The sequence below is a fragment of the Streptomyces sp. NPDC047971 genome (genome assembly GCF_040653355.1).
Taxonomy (GTDB): domain Bacteria; phylum Actinomycetota; class Actinomycetes; order Streptomycetales; family Streptomycetaceae; genus Streptomyces.
Window position 1 is genome coordinate 80,452 of sequence record NZ_JBEZNW010000028.1, and the last position, 18,287, is coordinate 98,738.

General features: G+C 72.4%; 16 protein-coding genes. 5 read left to right on the forward strand and 11 right to left on the reverse strand.

The window, feature by feature from the left end; translation table 11 throughout:
* Positions 1–81 precede the first annotated feature (81 nt).
* Entirely contained in the window at positions 82–804 is a 723-nt protein-coding gene (locus tag AB0D99_RS24710; RefSeq protein ID WP_362366152.1) for an MBL fold metallo-hydrolase, read from the forward strand.
* 10 nt (positions 805–814) lie between these two features.
* The gene (locus AB0D99_RS24715; RefSeq protein ID WP_362366155.1) at positions 815–1,615 is read left to right on the forward strand and encodes a DUF3097 domain-containing protein; all 801 of its coding nucleotides are present in this window, start codon (positions 815–817) and stop codon (positions 1,613–1,615) included.
* Between the two features lie 269 nt (positions 1,616–1,884).
* Here AB0D99_RS24715 and hemW read toward each other — a convergent pair whose 3' ends face one another.
* From hemW to lepA, 3 genes are all read right to left on the reverse strand, one after another.
* Positions 1,885–3,117 carry a radical SAM family heme chaperone HemW gene (gene hemW, locus AB0D99_RS24720; protein WP_362366158.1) on the reverse strand — a complete coding sequence of 411 codons (1,233 nt, stop codon included), beginning with the start codon at positions 3,115–3,117 and terminating at the stop codon, positions 1,885–1,887.
* Positions 3,118–3,251: 134 nt separating this feature from the next.
* Positions 3,252–5,126 (reverse strand): AMP-dependent synthetase/ligase, encoded by a 1,875-nt coding sequence (locus AB0D99_RS24725; protein ID WP_362366161.1) that lies wholly within the window; start codon positions 5,124–5,126, stop codon positions 3,252–3,254.
* 219 nt (positions 5,127–5,345) lie between these two features.
* Complete coding sequence (gene lepA, locus AB0D99_RS24730; protein ID WP_362366164.1) at positions 5,346–7,217, reverse strand: translation elongation factor 4; 1,872 nt, start codon at positions 7,215–7,217, stop codon at positions 5,346–5,348.
* 185 nt (positions 7,218–7,402) lie between these two features.
* Here lepA and rpsT point away from each other — a divergent pair, with 185 nt between their 5' ends.
* Complete coding sequence (gene rpsT, locus AB0D99_RS24735; protein ID WP_137989361.1) at positions 7,403–7,669, forward strand: 30S ribosomal protein S20; 267 nt, start codon at positions 7,403–7,405, stop codon at positions 7,667–7,669.
* Positions 7,670–7,878: 209 nt separating this feature from the next.
* Here rpsT and holA read toward each other — a convergent pair whose 3' ends face one another.
* Positions 7,879–8,865 (reverse strand): DNA polymerase III subunit delta, encoded by a 987-nt coding sequence (gene holA / locus AB0D99_RS24740; RefSeq protein ID WP_362366168.1) that lies wholly within the window; start codon positions 8,863–8,865, stop codon positions 7,879–7,881.
* A 51-nt stretch (positions 8,866–8,916) separates the two neighbouring features.
* On the opposite strand from holA, the gene AB0D99_RS24745 reads away from it, so the two are divergent.
* The gene (locus AB0D99_RS24745; protein WP_362366171.1) at positions 8,917–9,159 is read left to right on the forward strand and encodes a hypothetical protein; all 243 of its coding nucleotides are present in this window, start codon (positions 8,917–8,919) and stop codon (positions 9,157–9,159) included.
* A 61-nt stretch (positions 9,160–9,220) separates the two neighbouring features.
* Here the strand turns inward: AB0D99_RS24745 and AB0D99_RS24750 are convergent, their stop codons facing one another.
* Positions 9,221–10,033, reverse strand: a complete 813-nt coding sequence (locus AB0D99_RS24750; protein ID WP_362366174.1) for an arylamine N-acetyltransferase — start codon at positions 10,031–10,033, stop codon at positions 9,221–9,223.
* Between the two features lie 101 nt (positions 10,034–10,134).
* Here AB0D99_RS24750 and AB0D99_RS24755 point away from each other — a divergent pair, with 101 nt between their 5' ends.
* Positions 10,135–10,620: a pyridoxamine 5'-phosphate oxidase family protein gene (locus AB0D99_RS24755; RefSeq protein ID WP_362366178.1), complete on the forward strand. Its 486-nt coding sequence runs from the start codon at positions 10,135–10,137 to the stop codon at positions 10,618–10,620.
* A gap of 24 nt (positions 10,621–10,644) precedes the next feature.
* Here AB0D99_RS24755 and AB0D99_RS24760 read toward each other — a convergent pair whose 3' ends face one another.
* The 6 genes from AB0D99_RS24760 to AB0D99_RS24785 all read right to left on the reverse strand — a co-directional run bounded on the left by AB0D99_RS24760 (position 10,645) and on the right by AB0D99_RS24785 (position 18,059).
* Positions 10,645–11,907 carry an MFS transporter gene (locus AB0D99_RS24760; RefSeq protein WP_362366181.1) on the reverse strand — a complete coding sequence of 421 codons (1,263 nt, stop codon included), beginning with the start codon at positions 11,905–11,907 and terminating at the stop codon, positions 10,645–10,647.
* A gap of 3 nt (positions 11,908–11,910) precedes the next feature.
* The gene (locus AB0D99_RS24765; protein ID WP_362366184.1) at positions 11,911–12,546 is read right to left on the reverse strand and encodes a helix-turn-helix domain-containing protein; all 636 of its coding nucleotides are present in this window, start codon (positions 12,544–12,546) and stop codon (positions 11,911–11,913) included.
* Between the two features lie 57 nt (positions 12,547–12,603).
* On the reverse strand, positions 12,604–15,060 hold the full coding sequence (locus AB0D99_RS24770) for a ComEC/Rec2 family competence protein (protein ID WP_362366187.1): 2,457 nt from the start codon (positions 15,058–15,060) through the stop codon (positions 12,604–12,606).
* Positions 15,057–15,821: a ComEA family DNA-binding protein gene (locus AB0D99_RS24775; protein ID WP_362366190.1), complete on the reverse strand. Its 765-nt coding sequence runs from the start codon at positions 15,819–15,821 to the stop codon at positions 15,057–15,059. Before AB0D99_RS24775 ends, AB0D99_RS24770 begins: the two co-directional genes overlap by 4 nt.
* Positions 15,822–16,304: 483 nt before the next feature.
* Complete coding sequence (locus AB0D99_RS24780) at positions 16,305–17,150, reverse strand: DegV family protein (RefSeq protein WP_362366193.1); 846 nt, start codon at positions 17,148–17,150, stop codon at positions 16,305–16,307.
* Between the two features lie 120 nt (positions 17,151–17,270).
* Positions 17,271–18,059: a hypothetical protein gene (locus AB0D99_RS24785; protein WP_362366195.1), complete on the reverse strand. Its 789-nt coding sequence runs from the start codon at positions 18,057–18,059 to the stop codon at positions 17,271–17,273.
* Between the last annotated feature and the right edge of the window lie 228 nt (positions 18,060–18,287).

Genomic DNA, 18,287 nt, shown 5'->3' on the forward strand with positions numbered 1-18,287 from the left:
TCCCCCGGCCAGTGTACGGCGGCGGGCATCGTTCCTGGCAAGGAGGCTGGGTCGCCGGGTCGTAGCGGATAGCGTCGCCGTATGGATGTCGATTGGGAAGAGCACGGCTGGGAACGACTCGGCGACGGCGTCGGCAGACGGCGGCTCCCGGGCTGGGACGCCACGGTCGGACTGGTACTCGGGGAGCGCGCCGTTCTGCTGTACGACACGGGCTCCACGCTCAAGGAGGGGGCCGAGCTGAGGGCTCAGGTGGAGGCTCTGACGGGTGGCCGGAGAGTGACGCACATCGCACTGAGCCACCCGCACTTCGATCATGTGCTGGGCACCGCCGTCTTCGCCGGGGCCGAGGTGTACGGAGCGGTGGGGCTGCGCGAGCTGATGCGACGGGAGGGGGACGCGCTGCGCGTGGACGCCGAGCGGCAGGGCGTGGACGCGCGGGAGGCGGAGGCCGCGGCGGACGTGCTGGTGGCGCCGCACCACGAGGTCTCCGGGGAGTGGACGCTGGACCTCGGCGGCCGCCAGGTGCTGCTCGCGAACGTGGGGCCGGGCCACTCGGCGCACGATCTGGCGCTCTTCGTGACCGGCACGCCGGAGGTCGTCTTCTGCGGTGACCTGGTGGAGGAGTCGGGCGAGCCGCAGGCGGGCCCCGACGCGCTCCCGTCGCGCTGGCCGGACGCGCTGGACCGGCTGCTGCGGGTGGGCGGGGAGGCCGCGGTGTACGTGCCGGGACACGGGGCCGTGGTGGACGCGGCGTTCGTACGGCGCCAGCGCGATGAGCTGGCACGACGCTTCTCCGTCGCATAACGTCGCCCAAATGCGCAGCTACAACCCGGACCTGACGCCCCCTTGGAAGCGATCCGCGCCCGTGCCCGAGGTGCCGGCGGAGGTGGACCTCGTCGTCGAGGAGGTCTCGACGGGCTTCTGCGGGGCGGTGATCCGCTGCGAGGCGGGCACGGTGACCCTGGAGGACCGCTTCGGCAAGCACCGTGTGTTCCCGCTGGCACCGAGGGGCTTCCTGCTGGAGGGCAAGGTGGTGACGCTGACCCGCCCTTCGGCCGCTCCGGCGCGCCAGAGCCGCACGGCCTCGGGATCGATCGCGGTCCCGGGGGCGCGGGCACGGGTGGCACGGGCGGGCCGGATCTACGTGGAGGGCCGCCACGACGCCGAGCTGGTGGAACGGGTCTGGGGCGACGACCTGCGCATCGAGGGCGTGGTGGTGGAGTACCTGGAGGGAATCGACGACCTCCCGGCCATCGTCGCGGAGTTCGCCCCGGCGGCGGACGCGCGGCTGGGCATCCTGGTCGACCACCTGGTGCCGGGCTCGAAGGAGTCCCGGATCGCGGCCCAGGTCTCGTCCCCCGACGTCCTGATCGTCGGCCATCCGTACATCGACGTCTGGGAGGCGGTGAAGCCGTCGTCGGTGGGCATCCCGGCATGGCCGGTGATCCCCCGGGGCCAGGACTGGAAGACGGGTGTCTGCCGGGCGCTGGGCTGGCCGGACAACACGGGCGCGGCCTGGCAGCACATCCTGTCGAGGGTCCACTCCTACAAGGACCTGGAACCGTCCCTGCTGGGGCGGGTGGAAGAGCTGATCGACTTCGTGACGGCGCCGTAGACCGCTCCCCCACCGGAGTTTCGTGACGGCGCCGTAGACCGCTCCCCCCACCGGAGTGGGGACGCCCGCCCCTTCCTCGGACCCGCGGGTGCCGTGCGCTCGGACCCGAGGGTGCCGTGCGCTCCTCGGACCCGCGGGTGCTCGCCCTTCCGGGGTGGGCGCCCTCCGACCCGCGGGGTGCGCGCCCTACCCCAGGGCTACACCCTGCACGGCGGCGCCTCCACGGGCGCGGCATCTCCACGGGCGCGGCGCCTCCACGGGCGCGGCGCCTAGTCCACCAGGTCGCGAACCACCGCGTCGGCGAGCAGCCGTCCCCGCAGCGTGAGGACCGCCCGTCCCGCCTCGAACGGCTCCGGCGCCAGCAGTCCGTCCGCCAGCGCCTTGCGGGCCGCGGCCAGTCCGGCGGGGCGCAGGAGCTCCAGCTCCACGCCCTCACGGAGCCGAAGCTCAAGAAGCACCCGCTCCACGCGCCGGTCCTCGGCGGAGAGGACCTCGCGGCCCGCACCGGGGGATCTCCCGGAGGTCAGCGCGGCCGCGTACGCGCCGGGGTGCTTCACGTTCCACCACCGGACGCCCCCGACGTGCGAGTGCGCTCCCGGGCCCGCACCCCACCAGTCGGCGCCACGCCAGTACAGCTCGTTGTGCAGGCATCGCCCGGCCTCCGAGGTGGCCCAGTTCGACACCTCGTACCACGCGAAGCCGGCCTCCGCGAAGACGGAGTCCGCGATCAGATAGCGGTCCGCGTGCACGTCGTCGTCCGTCATCGGCACCTCGCCGCGCCGGATCCGCCGCGCCAGCTGCGTCCCCTCCTCGACGATCAGCGCGTACGCGCTGACGTGGTCGGGCCCGGCGCCGATCGCCGCCTCCAGGGACGCCCGCCAGTCGTCGTCGGACTCCCCGGGCGTGCCGTAGATCAGGTCGAGGTTGACGTGCTCGAAGCCCGCCGCCCGCGCCTCCGCGACGCATGCCTCGGGCCGCCCGGGCGTGTGTGTGCGGTCCAGGACCTTCAGGACGTGCTGCCGGGCGCTCTGCATGCCGAACGAGATCCGGTTGAAGCCCCCGGCCCGCAGCTCGGCCAGATAGGCCGGATCCACGGACTCGGGGTTCGCCTCGGTCGTGATTTCGGCGTCGTCCGCGAGCCCGAACTCGTCCCGGATCGCCGCCAGCATCCGCACGAGATCCCCGGCGGCGAGCAGCGTCGGCGTGCCCCCGCCCACGAAGACCGTCCGGACCGGCCGAGGGTCGTCGCCGAGCACCTTGCGGGCGAGGCGTATCTCCTCCACCACCTGCTCGGCGTAGTTGTCCCGGGAGGCGAGCACACCACCGGCACCGCGCAGCTCGCCGGCGGTGTACGTGTTGAAGTCGCAGTAGCCGCACCGCGTGGCGCAGTACGGCACGTGCAGATAGAACCCGAGAGGACGGTCCACGGCCCCTTCCAGGGCGTGGGCGGGCAGCGCCCCGTCCTCGGGCATGGGCTCACCATCGGGCAGTACGGAAGGCATGAGCCCATTGTCCCGTACTGCCCGGGGCTGCCCTCCCGGCCTGTGGACAACCCGGCCGCGCACGGCGGCCGGGCCGCTCGCGGGACGGGGCCGGCCGACCGACGCGGACCGGCCTCACGTCCCGTTCAGGCCGGTCAGGCCTCCCGCGACCCCGCGTACATGTCCTCGATGAGGCCCTTGTACGTGCGCTCGACCACAGGCCGCTTCAGCTTCAGCGACGGCGTCAGCTCGCCGTGCTCGATGTCGAGGTCGCGCGGCAGCAGACGGAACTTCTTGATCGTCTGCCAGCGCTGGAGCCCCTCGTTGAGGCGGTCGACGTAGCCCTGGATCAGCTGCTGGGTCTGCGGGGCGGCGACGATCTCGGCGTACGTCTTGCCGCCGAGGCCGTTCTCGGCGGCCCAGCCGACGATGGTGGGCTCGTCGAGGGCGATCAACGCCGTGCAGTAGTTCCGGTCGGCACCGTGCACCAGGATGTTGGAGACGAACGGGCAGACGGCCTTGAACTGGCCCTCGACCTCGGCCGGGGCGATGTACTTGCCGCCGGACGTCTTGATCAGGTCCTTCTTGCGGTCGGTGATCCGCAGGTAGCCGTCGGCCGACAGCTCGCCGATGTCCCCGGTGTGGAACCAGCCGTCGGACTCCAGGACCTCCGCCGTCTTCTCGGGCAGGCCGTGGTAGCCCTCCATGACGCCCGGGCCGCGCAGCAGGATCTCGCCGTCGTCGGCGATGCGGACCTCGCAGCCGGGGACCGGCTTGCCGACGGTGCCCGTGCGGTAGGCCTCGCCCGGGTTGACGAAGGAGGCCGCGCTGGTCTCCGTCAGGCCGTAGCCCTCCAGGATGTGGATGCCGGCACCGGCGAAGAAGTAGCCGATCTCGGGCGCGAGGGCGGCGGAGCCGGAGACGGCGGCGCGCAGCCGGCCGCCGAAGGCGTCGCGGAGCTTGGAGTAGACGAGCGCGTCGGCCACCTTGTGCTTGGCCGTGAGCCCGAAGGGGGCGGTGGCGGTGCCGGTGCGACGGAAGTTGTCCTGGGTGACCTTGGCGTACTCGCGGGCCACGCCGGCCGCCCACTGGAAGATCTTGTACTTGGCACCGCCGCCTGCCCGGGCCTTGGCGGCGACGCCGTTGTAGACCTTCTCGAAGATGCGCGGCACGGCGGCCATGTAGGTCGGCTGGACGACCGGCAGGTTCTCGATGATCTTGTCGACGCGGCCGTCGACGGCCGTGACGTGTCCGACCTCGATCTGGCCGGAGGTCAGCACCTTGCCGAAGACGTGCGCGAGCGGCAGCCAGAGGTACTGGACGTCGTCCTTGGTGACCAGTCCGGTCGCCGCGATGGCCTTGGCCATGTACGACCAGTTGTCGTGCGGGAGGCGGACGCCCTTGGGGCGGCCGGTGGTGCCCGAGGTGTAGATGAGGGTGGCGAGCTGGTCCGCGGTGATCGCGGCCACCCGCTCCTTGACGGCCTCGGTGTGCTTCTCCAGGTACGCCTTGCCGCGCTTCTCCAGGTCGGCGAGGCTCACGACCCAGTCGTCGGTCTCGACGCCGGTGGGGTCGATGACCACGACGTGGTGGAGGTTCGGCAGCTCGGCGCGGCGCTCGACGGCCTTGGCGACCTGGGCCGCGTCCTCCGCGATCAGCACCACGGAACCGGAGTCGGACAGGATGAAGGCCGACTCCTCGGAGTTGGTCTGCGGGTAGACGGTGGTCACCGCGGCACCCGCGCACATCACACCGAGGTCGGCGAGGATCCACTCCACCCGGGTGGAGGAGGCCAGCGCGACCCGCTCCTCCGCCTGGACGCCCAGGTCGACCAGTCCGGCCGCGATGGCGTAGACGCGCTCGGAGGCCTGTTCCCAGCTGAGCGACTTCCACTCGTCCGGGCCCTGGCCGGAAGTCGACGGGACCGGGTAGCGGTAGGCCTCCGCGTCCGGAGTCCGCGCGACGCGCTCAAGGAAGAGGGTCGCCACGGAGGGCGGCCGGTTCTCGATCAGGGTCTGTGTGTCGCTCACGACGTCCTCCGGGCGGCGGCGGTGCGTTCTGGCGGTGCGTTCCTGCGTGCTAACTGGCGAGTAACCTACGAGCCGCGATCAGAGTAAGGCGCCGGGGTCCGGCGCGTAAGAGGCTGCGGGCCGCCTCTTCATACCCGGTTCATAACGAACGGGCTCACGCGCTGTCCGCACGTGAGCCCGTTCGGTGTACCTGTCAGCTAATTGGCCGATTGCCGACGGTCACTTCTTGGCCTTGCCACCCGCGGAGTCGTCGCTCGACAGTACGGCGATGAAGGCCTCCTGCGGAACCTCCACGGAGCCGACCATCTTCATCCGCTTCTTGCCTTCCTTCTGCTTCTCCAGCAGCTTCCGCTTACGGGAGATGTCGCCGCCGTAGCACTTGGCGAGGACGTCCTTGCGGATGGCGCGGATGGTCTCTCGGGCGATCACCCGGGAGCCGATCGCGGCCTGGATGGGAACCTCGAAGGCCTGCCGGGGGATGAGCTCGCGCAGCTTGGCGACGAGCCGGACGCCGTAGGCGTACGCGGCGTCCTTGTGGGTGATCGCCGAGAAGGCGTCCACCTTGTCGCCGTGCAGCAGGATGTCGACCTTCACCAGGCTGGACGCCTGCTCGCCGGTGGGCTCGTAGTCGAGGGAGGCGTAGCCGCGCGTCTTGGACTTCAGCTGGTCGAAGAAGTCGAAGACGATCTCGGCGAGGGGGAGGGTGTAGCGGATCTCCACCCGGTCCTCGGAGAGGTAGTCCATGCCGAGCAGCGTGCCGCGACGGGTCTGACAGAGCTCCATGATCGAGCCGATGAACTCGCTGGGGGCCAGGATCGTGGCCCGCACGACGGGCTCGAAGACGTCGTTGATCTTGCCTTCGGGGAACTCGCTCGGGTTGGTGACCGTGTGCTCGCTGCCGTCCTCCATGACCACGCGGTAGACCACGTTGGGGGCGGTGGCGATCAGGTCGAGGCCGAACTCCCGCTCCAGCCGCTCCCGGATCACGTCCAGGTGCAGCAGGCCGAGGAAGCCGACGCGGAAGCCGAAGCCCAGGGCCGCGGAGGTCTCCGGCTCGTAGACCAGGGCCGCGTCGTTGAGCTGCAGCTTGTCGAGCGCGTCGCGCAGCTCGGGGTAGTCAGAGCCGTCGAGCGGGTACAGGCCGGAGAAGACCATCGGCTTGGGGTCCTTGTACCCGCCGAGGGGCTCGGTGGCGCCCTTGGTCAGGCTGGTGATCGTGTCACCGACCTTGGACTGCCGGACGTCCTTCACACCGGTGATCAGGTAACCGACCTCGCCGACGCCGAGGCCGTCGGCCGCCAGCATCTCCGGCGAGTTCGTGCCGATCTCCAGCAGCTCGTGGGTGGCGCCGGTCGACATCATCTTGATGCGCTCGCGCTTGTTGAGCTGGCCGTCGACGACACGTACGTACGTCACGACACCGCGGTAGGAGTCGTAGACGGAGTCGAAGATCATCGCGCGGGCGGGGGCGTCGGCGACACCGACCGGCGCCGGCACGTTCTCGACGACCCGGTCGAGCAGCGCCTCGACGCCGAGACCCGTCTTGGCAGAGACCTTGAGCACGTCCTCGGGCTGGCAGCCGATGAGGTTGGCGAGCTCCTCGGAGAACTTCTCCGGCTGCGCGGCGGGCAGGTCGATCTTGTTCAGCACGGGAACGATCGTGAGGTCGTTCTCCATCGCGAGGTACAGGTTCGCGAGGGTCTGCGCCTCGATGCCCTGGGCCGCGTCGACGAGGAGGACCGTGCCCTCGCAGGCCGCGAGGGACCGCGAGACCTCGTAGGTGAAGTCGACGTGCCCGGGGGTGTCGATCATGTTGAGGATGTGGGTCTTGCCCTGACCCGAACCCTCCGTGGGCGCCCAGGGGAGACGGACCGCCTGGGACTTGATCGTGATGCCGCGCTCGCGCTCGATGTCCATCCGGTCGAGGTACTGGGCGCGCATCTGCCGCTGGTCGACCACCCCGGTCAGCTGGAGCATCCGGTCGGCGAGCGTGGACTTGCCATGGTCGATGTGCGCGATGATGCAGAAATTACGGATCAACGCCGGGTCGGTACGGCTCGGCTCAGGCACGTTGGTAGGAGTCGCGGGCACGCAAGGTCTCGTCTCGGGGCGATGGTCGGTTGGATATGTAGGCTCCATCGTCCCACGAGTGAGCGGCTCCGCTCGGTTTGGGCAGACGTTGCCGGCCCTGATACCGTTGACAGCTGTGTCTCGTACGCCCTCTCAGCGAAGAGGCACACCTCAGAAACAACATCGAACCTGAAAAGGCTCTTTTCGTGGCGAACATCAAGTCCCAGATCAAGCGGAACAAGACGAACGAGAAGGCGCGCCTGCGCAACAAGGCCGTCAAGTCCTCGCTCAAGACCGCGATCCGCAAGGCCCGCGAGGCCGTCGCCGCGGGTGACGTCGAGAAGGCCGTCGTGGCTTCTCGCGCCGCCTCCCGCGCGCTCGACAAGGCTGTCTCGAAGGGTGTCATCCACAAGAACGCCGCCGCCAACAAGAAGTCGGCGCTGGCCACCAAGGTTGCCGCTCTGCAGGGCTGAGCTCTGATGTAACGCCGGACGGGACCCAGCGGGCCCTCTCTCCCGCTCCCAACCGGCACCCCGGACTCGTACGCGACACGCGTTCGCCACGCGTGTACGAGCCCACCAGACGTACGGCGAAGGCCCCGCGCCCTCCTTCCCCAGGAGAACGCGGGGCCTTCGTCGTGCTCGCGGGCCCAGGCGGCGGGCCTCTGCCTACTGCCTACCGCCTACCGCCGCAGCCTGGCCGCTCGCGCGACCGTGACGACCGCCTTCTCCAGCGCGTACTCGGGGTCGTCTCCCCCGCCCTTCACGCCCGCGTCGGCCTCCGCCACCGCCCGCAGCGCCAGCGAGACGCCGTCCGGCGTCCAGCCCCGCATCTGCTGCCGCACGCGGTCGATCTTCCACGGCGGCATCCCCAGCTCCCGCGCGAGATCGGCGGGCCGGCCGCCCCGCGCGGACGACAGCTTGCCGATCGCCCGGACGCCCTGCGCCAGCGCGCTGGTGATCAGGACCGGCGGCACTCCGGTCGAGAGCGACCAGCGCAGCGCCTCCAGGGCCTCCGCCGCCCGCCCCTCCACCGCGCGGTCCGCGACGTTGAACGACGACGCCTCCGCCCGGCCCGTGTAGTACCGCCCGACGACCGCCTCGTCGATCGTCCCCTCGACGTCCGCCGTCAGCTGCGACACCGCCGACGCCAGCTCCCGCAGATCGCTGCCGATCGAGTCGACCAGCGCCTGGCACGCCTCGGGCGTCGCCGAACGCCCCAGCGCCCGGAACTCCTGCCGGACGAACGTCAGCCGCTCCGCCGGCTTCGTCGTCTTCGGACAGGCCACCTCCCGCGCGCCCGCCTTTCGCGCCGCGTCCAGGAGCCCCTTGCCCTTGGCGCCGCCCGCGTGGAGCAGCACGAGCGTGATCTCCTCGAAGGGCGCGTCGAGGTACGCCTTGACGTCCTTGATCGTGTCCGCGGACAGATCCTGCGCGTTCCGCACGACCAGCACCTTGCGCTCGGCGAAGAGCGAGGGGCTCGTCAGCTCCGCCAGCGTCCCGGGCTGGAGCTGATCGGAGGTGAGGTCCCGTACGTCCGTGTCGGCGTCGGCGGCCCGGGCGGCCGCCACCACCTCCTGGACGGCGCGGTCGAGGAGCAGGTCCTCCTGGCCCACGGCGAGCGTGACGGGGGCGAGGACGTCGTCGGTCGAATTCTTCCTGGTGGCCATCGCTCCCCAGCATCCCACGGGCCACTGACAGCGATGCCCGAGAATGGCGGGGTGAGCGAACGACACGTACTGGTACTGCCCGACCGCGACTCCGCCGAGGAGGTCGCCGAAGAACTGCCCGCGCGCTTCGGCGTCGCAGAGGAGCCCCAGCTCGTCCGGGACGCGCTGGCGGGCGAGGACGACGCCGAGGACGCGCAGTGGCTGGTGGTCGTCGAGGACCCGCGGGGCCTGCTGGACTCGGCGGCCCTGGACGAGCTGGCCGCCGAGTACGAGGGCTGGCTGGAGGCCCCGTGAGCGGGGTCACTCCCCCGGGGCGCCCGCGGCTCGGGGAGGCCGCGCAGGAGGCACGGGCAGCTCACTGAGCGCGGGCCGGCCGCGCAGGAGGCACGGGCAGCTCGCTGAGCTCGATCCCGAACAGCTCGCGGTACACCGTCCGCACCTCGTCCTCGCCGCCGAGCATCCTCTCGGTCCGCTCACCGTGCGCGTGCGTGACCAGCTTCAGTCCGCTGAGGGTGACCCTGCCCTCCTCGGTGAGCCGGGAGCAGACGAGGGAGCGGGTGAAGTGCGAGTCCGGAGAGGTGCGGTGGTACCAGGCTCCGGCCGTGAAGTCGCCGAGCACGCGCGGCCGCGTCTCCAGTCGGCAGTGCGCCCTGCCGTCCCTCAGCACGTCCAGATCCCCTTCCTCGGTCTCGACGACGCGGAACGTACCGCCCGGATCCGTCTGATCGCCCCGCTCGTCCAGCGCGAGCGGGAAGTGGCTGTGATCGCCGAACCCGACGTCCGCGAGCCACCGTTCTCCGTCCGCCTCCACCCGTACGGCCATGTGGTCGTACGGGATGCCCAGTCGGCCGCCCGGGCCGAAGCCGCGGCCCTGGAGAAGAGTGACGGCGTAGCCGAGTTCTCGCAGGAGGACGGCGAAGGTGGCGTTGATCTCGTAGCAGAACCCGCCCCTGCGGGCGCCGACCACCTTGTCGAGCAGCGCCTTCTCCTCCAGGACGATGTCCTCGCCGAGGTGGATCGACAGGTTCTCGAAGGGCACCGTTCTCAGATGCCGTAGATGGAGATCGCGCAGGGCGGCCCCATCGGGGCGTTCCGGTCGCGTGGCTCCGATGCGGCGCAGGTAGGCGTCGATGATCTCGTCCGGGACCGGTCGGGTGTCAGTGCTCATGCCGAGAGTGTGCCGGGCTTCCGTCCGACCGCCCATGAGCCTCTGGTCCTAGGCCCGTTGCCCGAGGCGCCGCCCCGGTCCGCGTCGCTACCGTGCGACCCATGAGCGATCTTGAACCGGCACGACCCCGCACCGAGCGCAAGCAGCACGTCCTCACCCTGCTGCGGCGGGACGAGGACCTCTGGGCCGCGACCGCGTCCGCCCACGGCGAACCCTGCCTGGTGCCGCTCTCGTTCGTCTGGGACACCGGTGACGCCCCGGACGGCCGGGCCGACGAGGGAACCCTGCTGCTCTGCACGAGGCGCAACAACCCCACCGCACGCAACCTCACCCCGAGCGGCGAGGTCCGCCTCAGCCTCGGCCACACCCGTGACGTGGTGCTGATCGAGGGAACGGCCGAGAAGGTGGAAGGCTCCGAGCTGCCGACGTCCTCCGCCGACGCCTTCGCGGCCAAGCTGGCCTGGGATCCCCGCGACCGGCCCGAATGGGTCTATCTCCGGATCACCCCGAGGTCGGTGAAGTCCTGGCGCGAGGTGAACGAACTGGCCGAGCGGGAGCTGATGCGCGACGGCACGTGGCTGGTCTGACCGACGCCCACCTCCCCGCCCGGTTCAGGCCGCGGGTACCGGCTCCTCCGCCGGCGCGGGCAGTTCGCGCATCCGCGGCAGCGGCGAGGGCAGCAGCCACAGCACGGCGAGTACGGCTCCGGCGGTGGCGACCCACAGGGTCGGCCGCAGCCCGACGGCCGCGCCGAGCAGGCCCCCGACCAGCGCGCCGACCGGGCGGAACCCGTGGTTGAGCGTGCGGAAGGCGCCCATCACCCGGGCCCGGACGGCGTCGGGTATGAGCGCCATCTGGAAGGACCCCGCCGCGATGTCGACGATCATGACCGCCGCGCACGAGACGAACTCGGCCGTGAACAGCAGGCCGAGGACCAGGGGTGTCGGGCCCTCCGCGAGCGGTATCAGCAGCAGGGGCACGGTGAAGCCGAGGAAGCCGAAGACGATGGACGGGCCGACGCCGAAGCGGCGTACGACCGCGCCGGCGGCCGCGGCCCCGATCAGCCCGCCGACGGCGCCCGCGCCGAGGACGGCTCCGAGCACGCCCGCGCTCAGGCCGAGTTCGGTCGTGGCGTAGAGCACGAACAGGGTGTGGAACATGTAGTTGAAGAACTGGATCGTCCCGGACGCCGCGAACAGCGCCCGCATGGACCCCGTGCGGAGGACCCAGCGCAGGCCCTCGGTGAAGTGTCCCTTGGTGACCGGTGAGGGCGGCGGTTCCACGGGCTTGATCCGGGCCAGGTAGCCGGCCGACACCAGGTAGGTGAGGGCGTCGGCGAGCAGGGCGAACGGCGCGGTGAGGAACTGCACGAGCAGCCCGCCCGCTCCCGGGCCCGCCAGCCAGGACATCGAACGGCTGCCGTTGACCAGCGAGTTCGCCTGGACGTAGCGCTCGGTGGGGACCAGCGCCACGAGCAGTGTCACGTTGCATGCCTCGAAGAGCACCGAGAGGGCGCCCACTCCGAACGCGACCGCGTAGAGCTGGCCCAGGGTGAGCATGTCGAGCAGGTACGCGGCGGGGAGGGTCAGCAGCAGGGCCGCCCGCCCGAGGTCGGCGGCGATCATGGCGCGCCGACGCCGGGCCTGCCGGTCGGCCCAGGCCCCCAGCGGAAGGTTGAGCAGCAGCGCGGGCAGCAGTTCGGCGGTCTTGAGCCAGCCCATCTCCGCGGCGTCGGCGCCCAGCACGAGCACGGCTGCCAGCGGGATCGCGATGAGGGAGATCTGGTCCCCGACGAGCGAGACGGTCTGTCCGGTCCAGTAGCGCCGGAAGGGCCGCTCACGCAGGAGCGCGGGTATGCGTTCCGCCACTCTCATCCGTCATTCCTCACTGTCACTGTCGAGAAGCTCGGGGATCTCTTCGGGAATCTCACGGTCCAGGTAGGCGATGCGCAGCACGCTGACGGGCCTCGCCTCCTCGGGCCGCAGCGACGGGTCCGACTCCCGGCCCTCGTACGGCCGCAGCAGCTCCTCGATCCGCCGGCCGAAGGCGGCCAGCTCGTCCGGCGTGAGGTAGAGCAGGGAGTCGCCGAACATCTCGGCCTCCCGCCACTTCCGCGGCAGCCTGTGCCGGTCCTCCATCGCACGCAGGACCCGCTCGAAGTAGCGCTCCGCCACCGCGCTGCTCAGCGCGTCCGCCGCCGCCGCGACCGTGGCGTCCTCACTGTCCCCCGGCCAGTCGGTGTACCGGGCCGTGGCCCGCCAGGGCTTCTCCCGCCCCCGTCCGCCGGGCGCCTCCTCCACCAGCCCGTACTTCGCGAGTATCCGCAGGTGGTACGAGCAGCTGGCGACGGACTCCCCGGTGAGCTCGGCGGCCCGGGTGGCGGTGAAGGGACCGCTTCGCCGCAGCAGGCCGACCAGCGTCAGCCGGGTCGGGTGGGCGTAGGCCCGCAGGGCGCGGGGGTCCGTGAGGCTGACGCTCCTGGGCTGTTCGTCACCGTCACTGCCTTGCGTCATCGGTTCCTCCCGCATGATGTAAAGCTATCTTTAGAAAGACTTCTTTACAAGGATCCTTTACAAGCTGCTCCCGGTCGGTACGGCCACCAGGTCCCGGCCCGACCCGGTCACCGCGATCGCTCCGTCGCGGTCCGTCCGGAGCACCTCCGCTCCGCCGTCCCGCAGCGCCTCCACCGTCCGGGGCGAGGGGTGCCCGTACGGGTTCCCGCTTCCGGTCGACACCAGCGCCAGCCTCGGCCGGACCGCGCGTATCAGCCCGGGATCCTGATGCGCGGACCCGTGGTGGGCGACCTTGAGGACGTCCACCGGCGACAGCCCGGGGTAGGCCCGCAACAGGCCCCGCTGGGCGGGAGGTTCGAGGTCGCCCAGAAGCAACACGCTCAGCCCGCCCGCCGTCCGCACCAGCAGGGTGACGCTCGCGTCGTTCGGGCCGGTGGTCTCCGGCGCCACCAGCCCCGGAGCCCCGCGCGGCCACAGCACCTGCCACTCCAGCGAGCCCAGACGCCGACGCTCCCCGACCCCGGCGCGGACCATCGGCACCCCGGCCGCCTCCGAGGTCCGCCGCACGAACGCCGCCTGCCCGCGCGGCTCTTCGAGCCCCGTCGTCTGGATCGCCCCCACCGACCGCCCGCGCAACACCCCGGGAAGTCCGGCGACATGATCCGCGTGGAAGTGCGTCAGCAGCACCAGCGGGACCCTGCGGACGCCGAGGTCGTGGAGGCAGCGGTCCACCAGCGCCGGATCGGGCCCGGCGTCCACGACCACGGCCGCGTCCCCGCCCGCCGCGAGCACGGTCGCGTCACCCTGCCCCACCTGGCACATCGCGAACACCCAGCCCGGCGGCGGCCATCCGGTGACCACCCGGGTCAACGGCGGCGGCCTCACCACCGCGAGGAGCAGCACTGCGGCCAGACCCACCGCCAACCGCCGCCGATGGGGCAGCCTCGCCGCCCCCAGCACCACCACGCCGAAGAGACCGGCCAGCATCAGCCCGCCCCACCAGCCGCCCGGCCAGTCCGTCTCGGCACCCGGCAGCGCCGCTCCCGTACGGGCCACCCCCGCGATCCACCCAGCGGGCCAGGCCGCGATCCCGGCGACCATCTCCGCCGCCGCCGGCCAGACCGGCGCGAGGGCCAGCGCGGCGAACCCGAGGACCGTGGCCGGGGCGACGGCCGGCTCCGCCAGCAGGTTGCTCGGAATCGCGACGAGGCTCACCCGTGCCGCGAAGACCGCCACGACAGGCGCGCAGACCGCCTGCGCCGCCAGGGCCGCGGCCAGTGCCTCGGCGAGCCGGTCCGGCACCCCGCGCCGCCGCAGCGCCTCGCTCCAGCGCGGTGCGATGGTGAGCAGAGCCCCGGTGGCCAGGACCGAGAGCAGGAAGCCGTAGCTCCGCGCCAGCCATGGGTCGTACAGGACGAGCAGCAGCACCGCCGCCGCGAGCGCCGGGATCAGCGATCTGCGGCGCCCGGTACCGATGGCGAGCAGGGCGACCAGTCCGCAGGCCGCGGCCCGCAGCACGCTCGGGTCGGGCCGGCAGACGATGACGAAGGCGAGGGTGAGCCCTCCGCCGATCAGCGCGGTGGACCGCAGCGGGATGCCCAGCCGAGGCGCGAGTCCCCCGCGCTCGGCCCGCATCGCGGCACTCGGCCGACCGACGAGAAGCAGGAGCACGACCGTGAGGTTGGAACCGGACACCGCCAGCAGGTGCGTGAGATCGGTCGCCTCGAAGGCGTCGCTCAGCTCCGGTTCGATGCGCGACGTGTCTCCGACGACCAGTCCCGGCAACAGCGCCCGGGCGTCCGGTTCGAGGTCTTCCGTCGCACGCCGCAGCCCCGCCCGCAGCTTCCCGGCCGTACGCTGCGCAGCGCTCGGAGCCCCCGTGATCCGCGGCGGTCCGGCCCCGTCGACCCGCAGCACCGCCGCGAACCGGTCCCCCGGCCGCGCCGGGGGCGCGAGCCGCCCCGTCAGACGCAGCCCCGTCGACGGCAGCAGCCGCAGCCACTCCCGCTGCGCGTCGCCCGCGGGCACGATCACCAGGATCGGTGTCCTGACGCGGTGGACCGCCTCTCCGGGCGCCTCGACCCGGTTCACCTCCCCGCTCAGGACGACGGAGACCGGCGCCGTCCTATCGCCCCGGATCCGGGGCCTGGTCAGTCGCGGATCGGAGGTGACCGTCACCTCCGCGCCCACCCGGGCGTACTCCCCGGCGAGGCCCGGCAACGGCCCACGTCTCAGGTCCGCCGAGTGAAGCCCGCCCGAGGCGCCGCCGGCGGCCGCGCAGAGCAGCACCGCCGCGACCGCCGCGGCCCTCAGCCGCCCACCGGGCCGCCCCGGAGACAGCACCGGCAGCATCGCCGCCCCCGCCAGGCAGAGGAGCACGCCCAGGACCACCCACCATCCGGTGGCGCCCACCGCCAGAGCGGCCGCTCCCCAGGCCGCCAGCGCCGGTGGCACGAGCCGCAGATCCGCCGGGCCCTCCTCGCCCGCTCCGCGCGGTGCGGGGTCGTCGGTCATGGCCGCACCAGCGGAGCGAGTTCGGCGAACCGGCGCTCACCGATCCCGGTGACCTCGCGCAGCTCGGCGACCGACCGGAACCCACCGCGCTCCAAGCGGTGGTCGACGATGTGCCGGGCGAGCACGGGCCCGACCCCGGGCAGGGTGTCCAGCTGCTCCACGGTGGCCGAGTTCAGGCTCAGCGGCCCCGCCCGGACACCCGCCGGACCCCCGCCACCCGCGCCCGAGACCCCACCCGCCCCCGAACCTGAACCCGGATTGTTCGGCACCGCCGGCAGGCCGACCACGACCTGTTCCCCATCGAGGAGAATCCGGGCCCGGTTGAGTCCGGTGACGTCCGTGCCCGGCCTGACCCCTCCGGCAGCCCGCAGCGCGTCCGCGACCCTCGATCCACCGGGCAGGGTCAGCACGCCCGGGCGTCGCACCTTGCCGCTCACGTCGACCACCACATCCGGTGGTGGCGGCGTCCCGGCCGCCGGCTCCGTCGGCTCCGTCGCGGACGCCACGCTCTCCGGCGGCGCCGCGCGCACGACCTCCGGCGCCTTGACGACCTCCGGCCGCCCCGCCCAGAAGGAGCGTCCGGCGAGGCCCGCGGCCACGACCAGGACCACGGCCAGCGCGGCCAGTGTCCTCGGTTCGAGGCCGCATCTGGACCGCACCCATACCGGCAGCCGATCGCTGAGCGCGAGCCTCAGCCGCTCCCGCCTCCCGGGCGCCGCTTCCGTCTCCCCCACCCCGGGCGCCGCCACGGCCTCCGACACGCCCCGCCCCACGGCCGGCACCGGTTCGGCCCGCGGTACCGGTCCCGAACGCGGTACCGGTTCGGCCCGCGGTACCGAATCGGCAGGCGCTACCGGTCCCGAAGGCGGCACCGGTTCGGCGGGCGCGGCGGCCGAGGGGAAGAGCGCCTCTCCTCGTCGTCGTACGGCGGCGCGTTTCGCCGCGATCGCGTGTCTCCCGCGAGGCGAACCCCGCCCGCCGACACGGGTCCGGCCGTCCGAACCCGGCCCGCGGCCGGGGCCGCTGGAAGGGCCCGCCCGCCTCGCCGAGGGCGTGGCCGACGACGTCGTCGCCCGCTCTGCCGCCTCGTCCGTGGGTGTGCTGTCGTCTGCCGCGATGTCCGTGTGAAGAGCCATGGACAGGACGGTAGGCACATCTGTCCGAACCCGCCGAGACGCCTCGATTTCCGTGGATGAGCGCTCAGTTGGGGAAAAACCCGTCACTCACACGAGGGAACGCCTGGTTCAGCGGGGCGAGACGACGACGGCGAGCAGCCCGGGTCCTGTGTGCGCTCCGATCACCGCGCCCACTTCGCTGACCTGCAACTCGGCGATGCCCGGCACCCGTTCCCGCAGCCGGTCGGCGAGGACGGCGGCCCGCTCGGGCGCGGAGAGATGGTGCACCGCGATGTCCACAGCGCCGGAGCCCGCCCTCTCCACGGCGATCTCCTCGAGTCGGGCGATGGCCTTCGACGCCGTCCGCACCTTCTCCCGCAGCTCGATCCTCCCCCCGTCGAGCTGGAGCAGCGGCTTCACCGCGAGCGCCGAGCCGAGCAGCGCCTGCGCGGCACCGATCCGCCCGCCCCTGCGGAGGTAGTCGAGGGTGTCGACGTAGAAGAAGGCGGAGGTTCCGGCCGCCCGCTTCTCCGCTGCGGCGACCGCCTCGTCCAGGGAGCCGCCGGCGTCCACGGCCTCGGCCGCGGCGAGCGCGCAGAAGCCGAGCGCCATCCCCACCATCCGCGTGTCGACCACGCGGACCGGGACGGGGGCGTCCTTGGCCGCGAGCACGGCGGCGTCGTACGTACCGGAGAACTCGCCGGAGAGATGGAGCGAGACGACGCCCCGCGCGCCTGCCTCGGCGGCGGCGCGGTAGGTCTCCGCGAAGACCTCGGGGCCGGGTCGTGAGGTGGTCACCGGCCGGCGCTTCTGGAGCGCCTGTGCCAGTGAGCGGGCCGAGACCTCGGTCCCCTCCTCAAGGGCCTGGTCACCGATGACGACGGTGAGCGGGACCGCGGTGATGCTGTGCCGCTCCATCGCCTGGGGTGGCAGGTAGGCCGTGGAATCGGTGACGATCGCGACATGCCGGGACATGAGCGGGAGGTTACCCGCAGGGGCGCCCGCATGGCAGCCCGGGCCCCGCTCGCCGATCATCCGGATCGCCTTCGAACGACCGGCGCGGGCCCTCCGGACCCGCCGGGAAGGCCGACGGCGTCAGTTGGTGGTCTCGGGCCGTGCCGACTTCTCCCACGGGTAGGCGGCAAGGCGCGGATCGCGCGCCGTGATCGCCGGCGGCGGCTCCTGCTGCCCCTGGGCCTGCCCACCGGCGGCCTGCGCCTCCGGGCGCGGCCCGGCCGCCTCCGCCTCGGCGGGCCACACCTGCCCCCGCTCGGCGCCCGGCGCGGCGGCTCCGGCGTCGGGCCACGAGAAGTCGTCCGCCGCGGGGTCCTGCGCGGCGGGCTCCGACCAGTGCCGCAGCGCGCCCGCCTCCATGTCGATCTGCTGGCTCAGCGAGGACAGGTCGTCCTCCGCGAACTTCCGCGCCCGGTCCCTGGCCGCCCAGCGGAGCGAGTCGGCGGACTGCGTGATCTGCTCGGTCCGCGTCCGCAGGTCGGTGAGCTGCCCCGCCACCCGCGCGCGGTCCGGCTCCCGCTCCAGCCGCTTGAGATCCTCGTCCAGCTCCTGGCCGTGGGCGCTCAGCCGGCGGAAGAGGTCGAGGGACTCCCTCAGCGAGGCGTCCTCGGCGACGCCCGCCTGGAGGGCGTCCTGGGTCGCGCGCATCGAGGTGCGCAGGGAGAGCCGCAGCTGGGCCAGCTCACCGGCGACCCCGCCCTGCCCATAGCTCTTGGCGCGCAGGGTCGTGTCCTCGACCGTCCGCCGGGCCTGGTTGATGGTCCGGTCGACGCCGCGCTTGGCGGCCTTGACCACCTTCACGGTCGCGTAGACCCCCAGCGCCACGAAGGCGAAGAAGAGCAGCGCCATGATCACAATCGCGGCTTCCATGTCCGCCCCTCCGGCGTGGGTCGAGTTCCCTCGGTTGTCGTTCTTCCACGGTAAACGGAACGGGCAGGCCGAGGGTTCCATCGGAACCCTCAACCTGCCCTTAGGGGATGCCCCCTATGCCGCCGTCGCCGCCGTGACCGGCGGCGACGGGCAGGGCCTGGTCAGGCGACGATGTTGACCAGCTTAGGGGGGCGCACCATCACCATTGGGTTCTCCGCAGATAGGGAG

What these genes read in the sequence shown, in the direction of transcription:
- AB0D99_RS24710 (WP_362366152.1), top strand. Translation starts at nt 82, where the DNA reads ATGGATGTCGATTGGGAAGAGCACGGCTGGGAACGACTCGGCGACGGC.
- AB0D99_RS24715 (WP_362366155.1), top strand. Translation starts at nt 815, where the DNA reads ATGCGCAGCTACAACCCGGACCTGACGCCCCCTTGGAAGCGATCCGCG.
- hemW (WP_362366158.1), bottom strand. Translation starts at nt 3,117, where the DNA reads ATGCCTTCCGTACTGCCCGATGGTGAGCCCATGCCCGAGGACGGGGCG.
- holA (WP_362366168.1), bottom strand. Translation starts at nt 8,865, where the DNA reads ATGGCCACCAGGAAGAATTCGACCGACGACGTCCTCGCCCCCGTCACG.
- AB0D99_RS24750 (WP_362366174.1), bottom strand. Translation starts at nt 10,033, where the DNA reads ATGAGCACTGACACCCGACCGGTCCCGGACGAGATCATCGACGCCTAC.
- AB0D99_RS24755 (WP_362366178.1), top strand. Translation starts at nt 10,135, where the DNA reads ATGAGCGATCTTGAACCGGCACGACCCCGCACCGAGCGCAAGCAGCAC.
- AB0D99_RS24760 (WP_362366181.1), bottom strand. Translation starts at nt 11,907, where the DNA reads ATGAGAGTGGCGGAACGCATACCCGCGCTCCTGCGTGAGCGGCCCTTC.
- AB0D99_RS24765 (WP_362366184.1), bottom strand. Translation starts at nt 12,546, where the DNA reads ATGACGCAAGGCAGTGACGGTGACGAACAGCCCAGGAGCGTCAGCCTC.
- AB0D99_RS24770 (WP_362366187.1), bottom strand. Translation starts at nt 15,060, where the DNA reads ATGACCGACGACCCCGCACCGCGCGGAGCGGGCGAGGAGGGCCCGGCG.
- AB0D99_RS24780 (WP_362366193.1), bottom strand. Translation starts at nt 17,150, where the DNA reads ATGTCCCGGCATGTCGCGATCGTCACCGATTCCACGGCCTACCTGCCA.
- AB0D99_RS24785 (WP_362366195.1), bottom strand. Translation starts at nt 18,059, where the DNA reads ATGGAAGCCGCGATTGTGATCATGGCGCTGCTCTTCTTCGCCTTCGTG.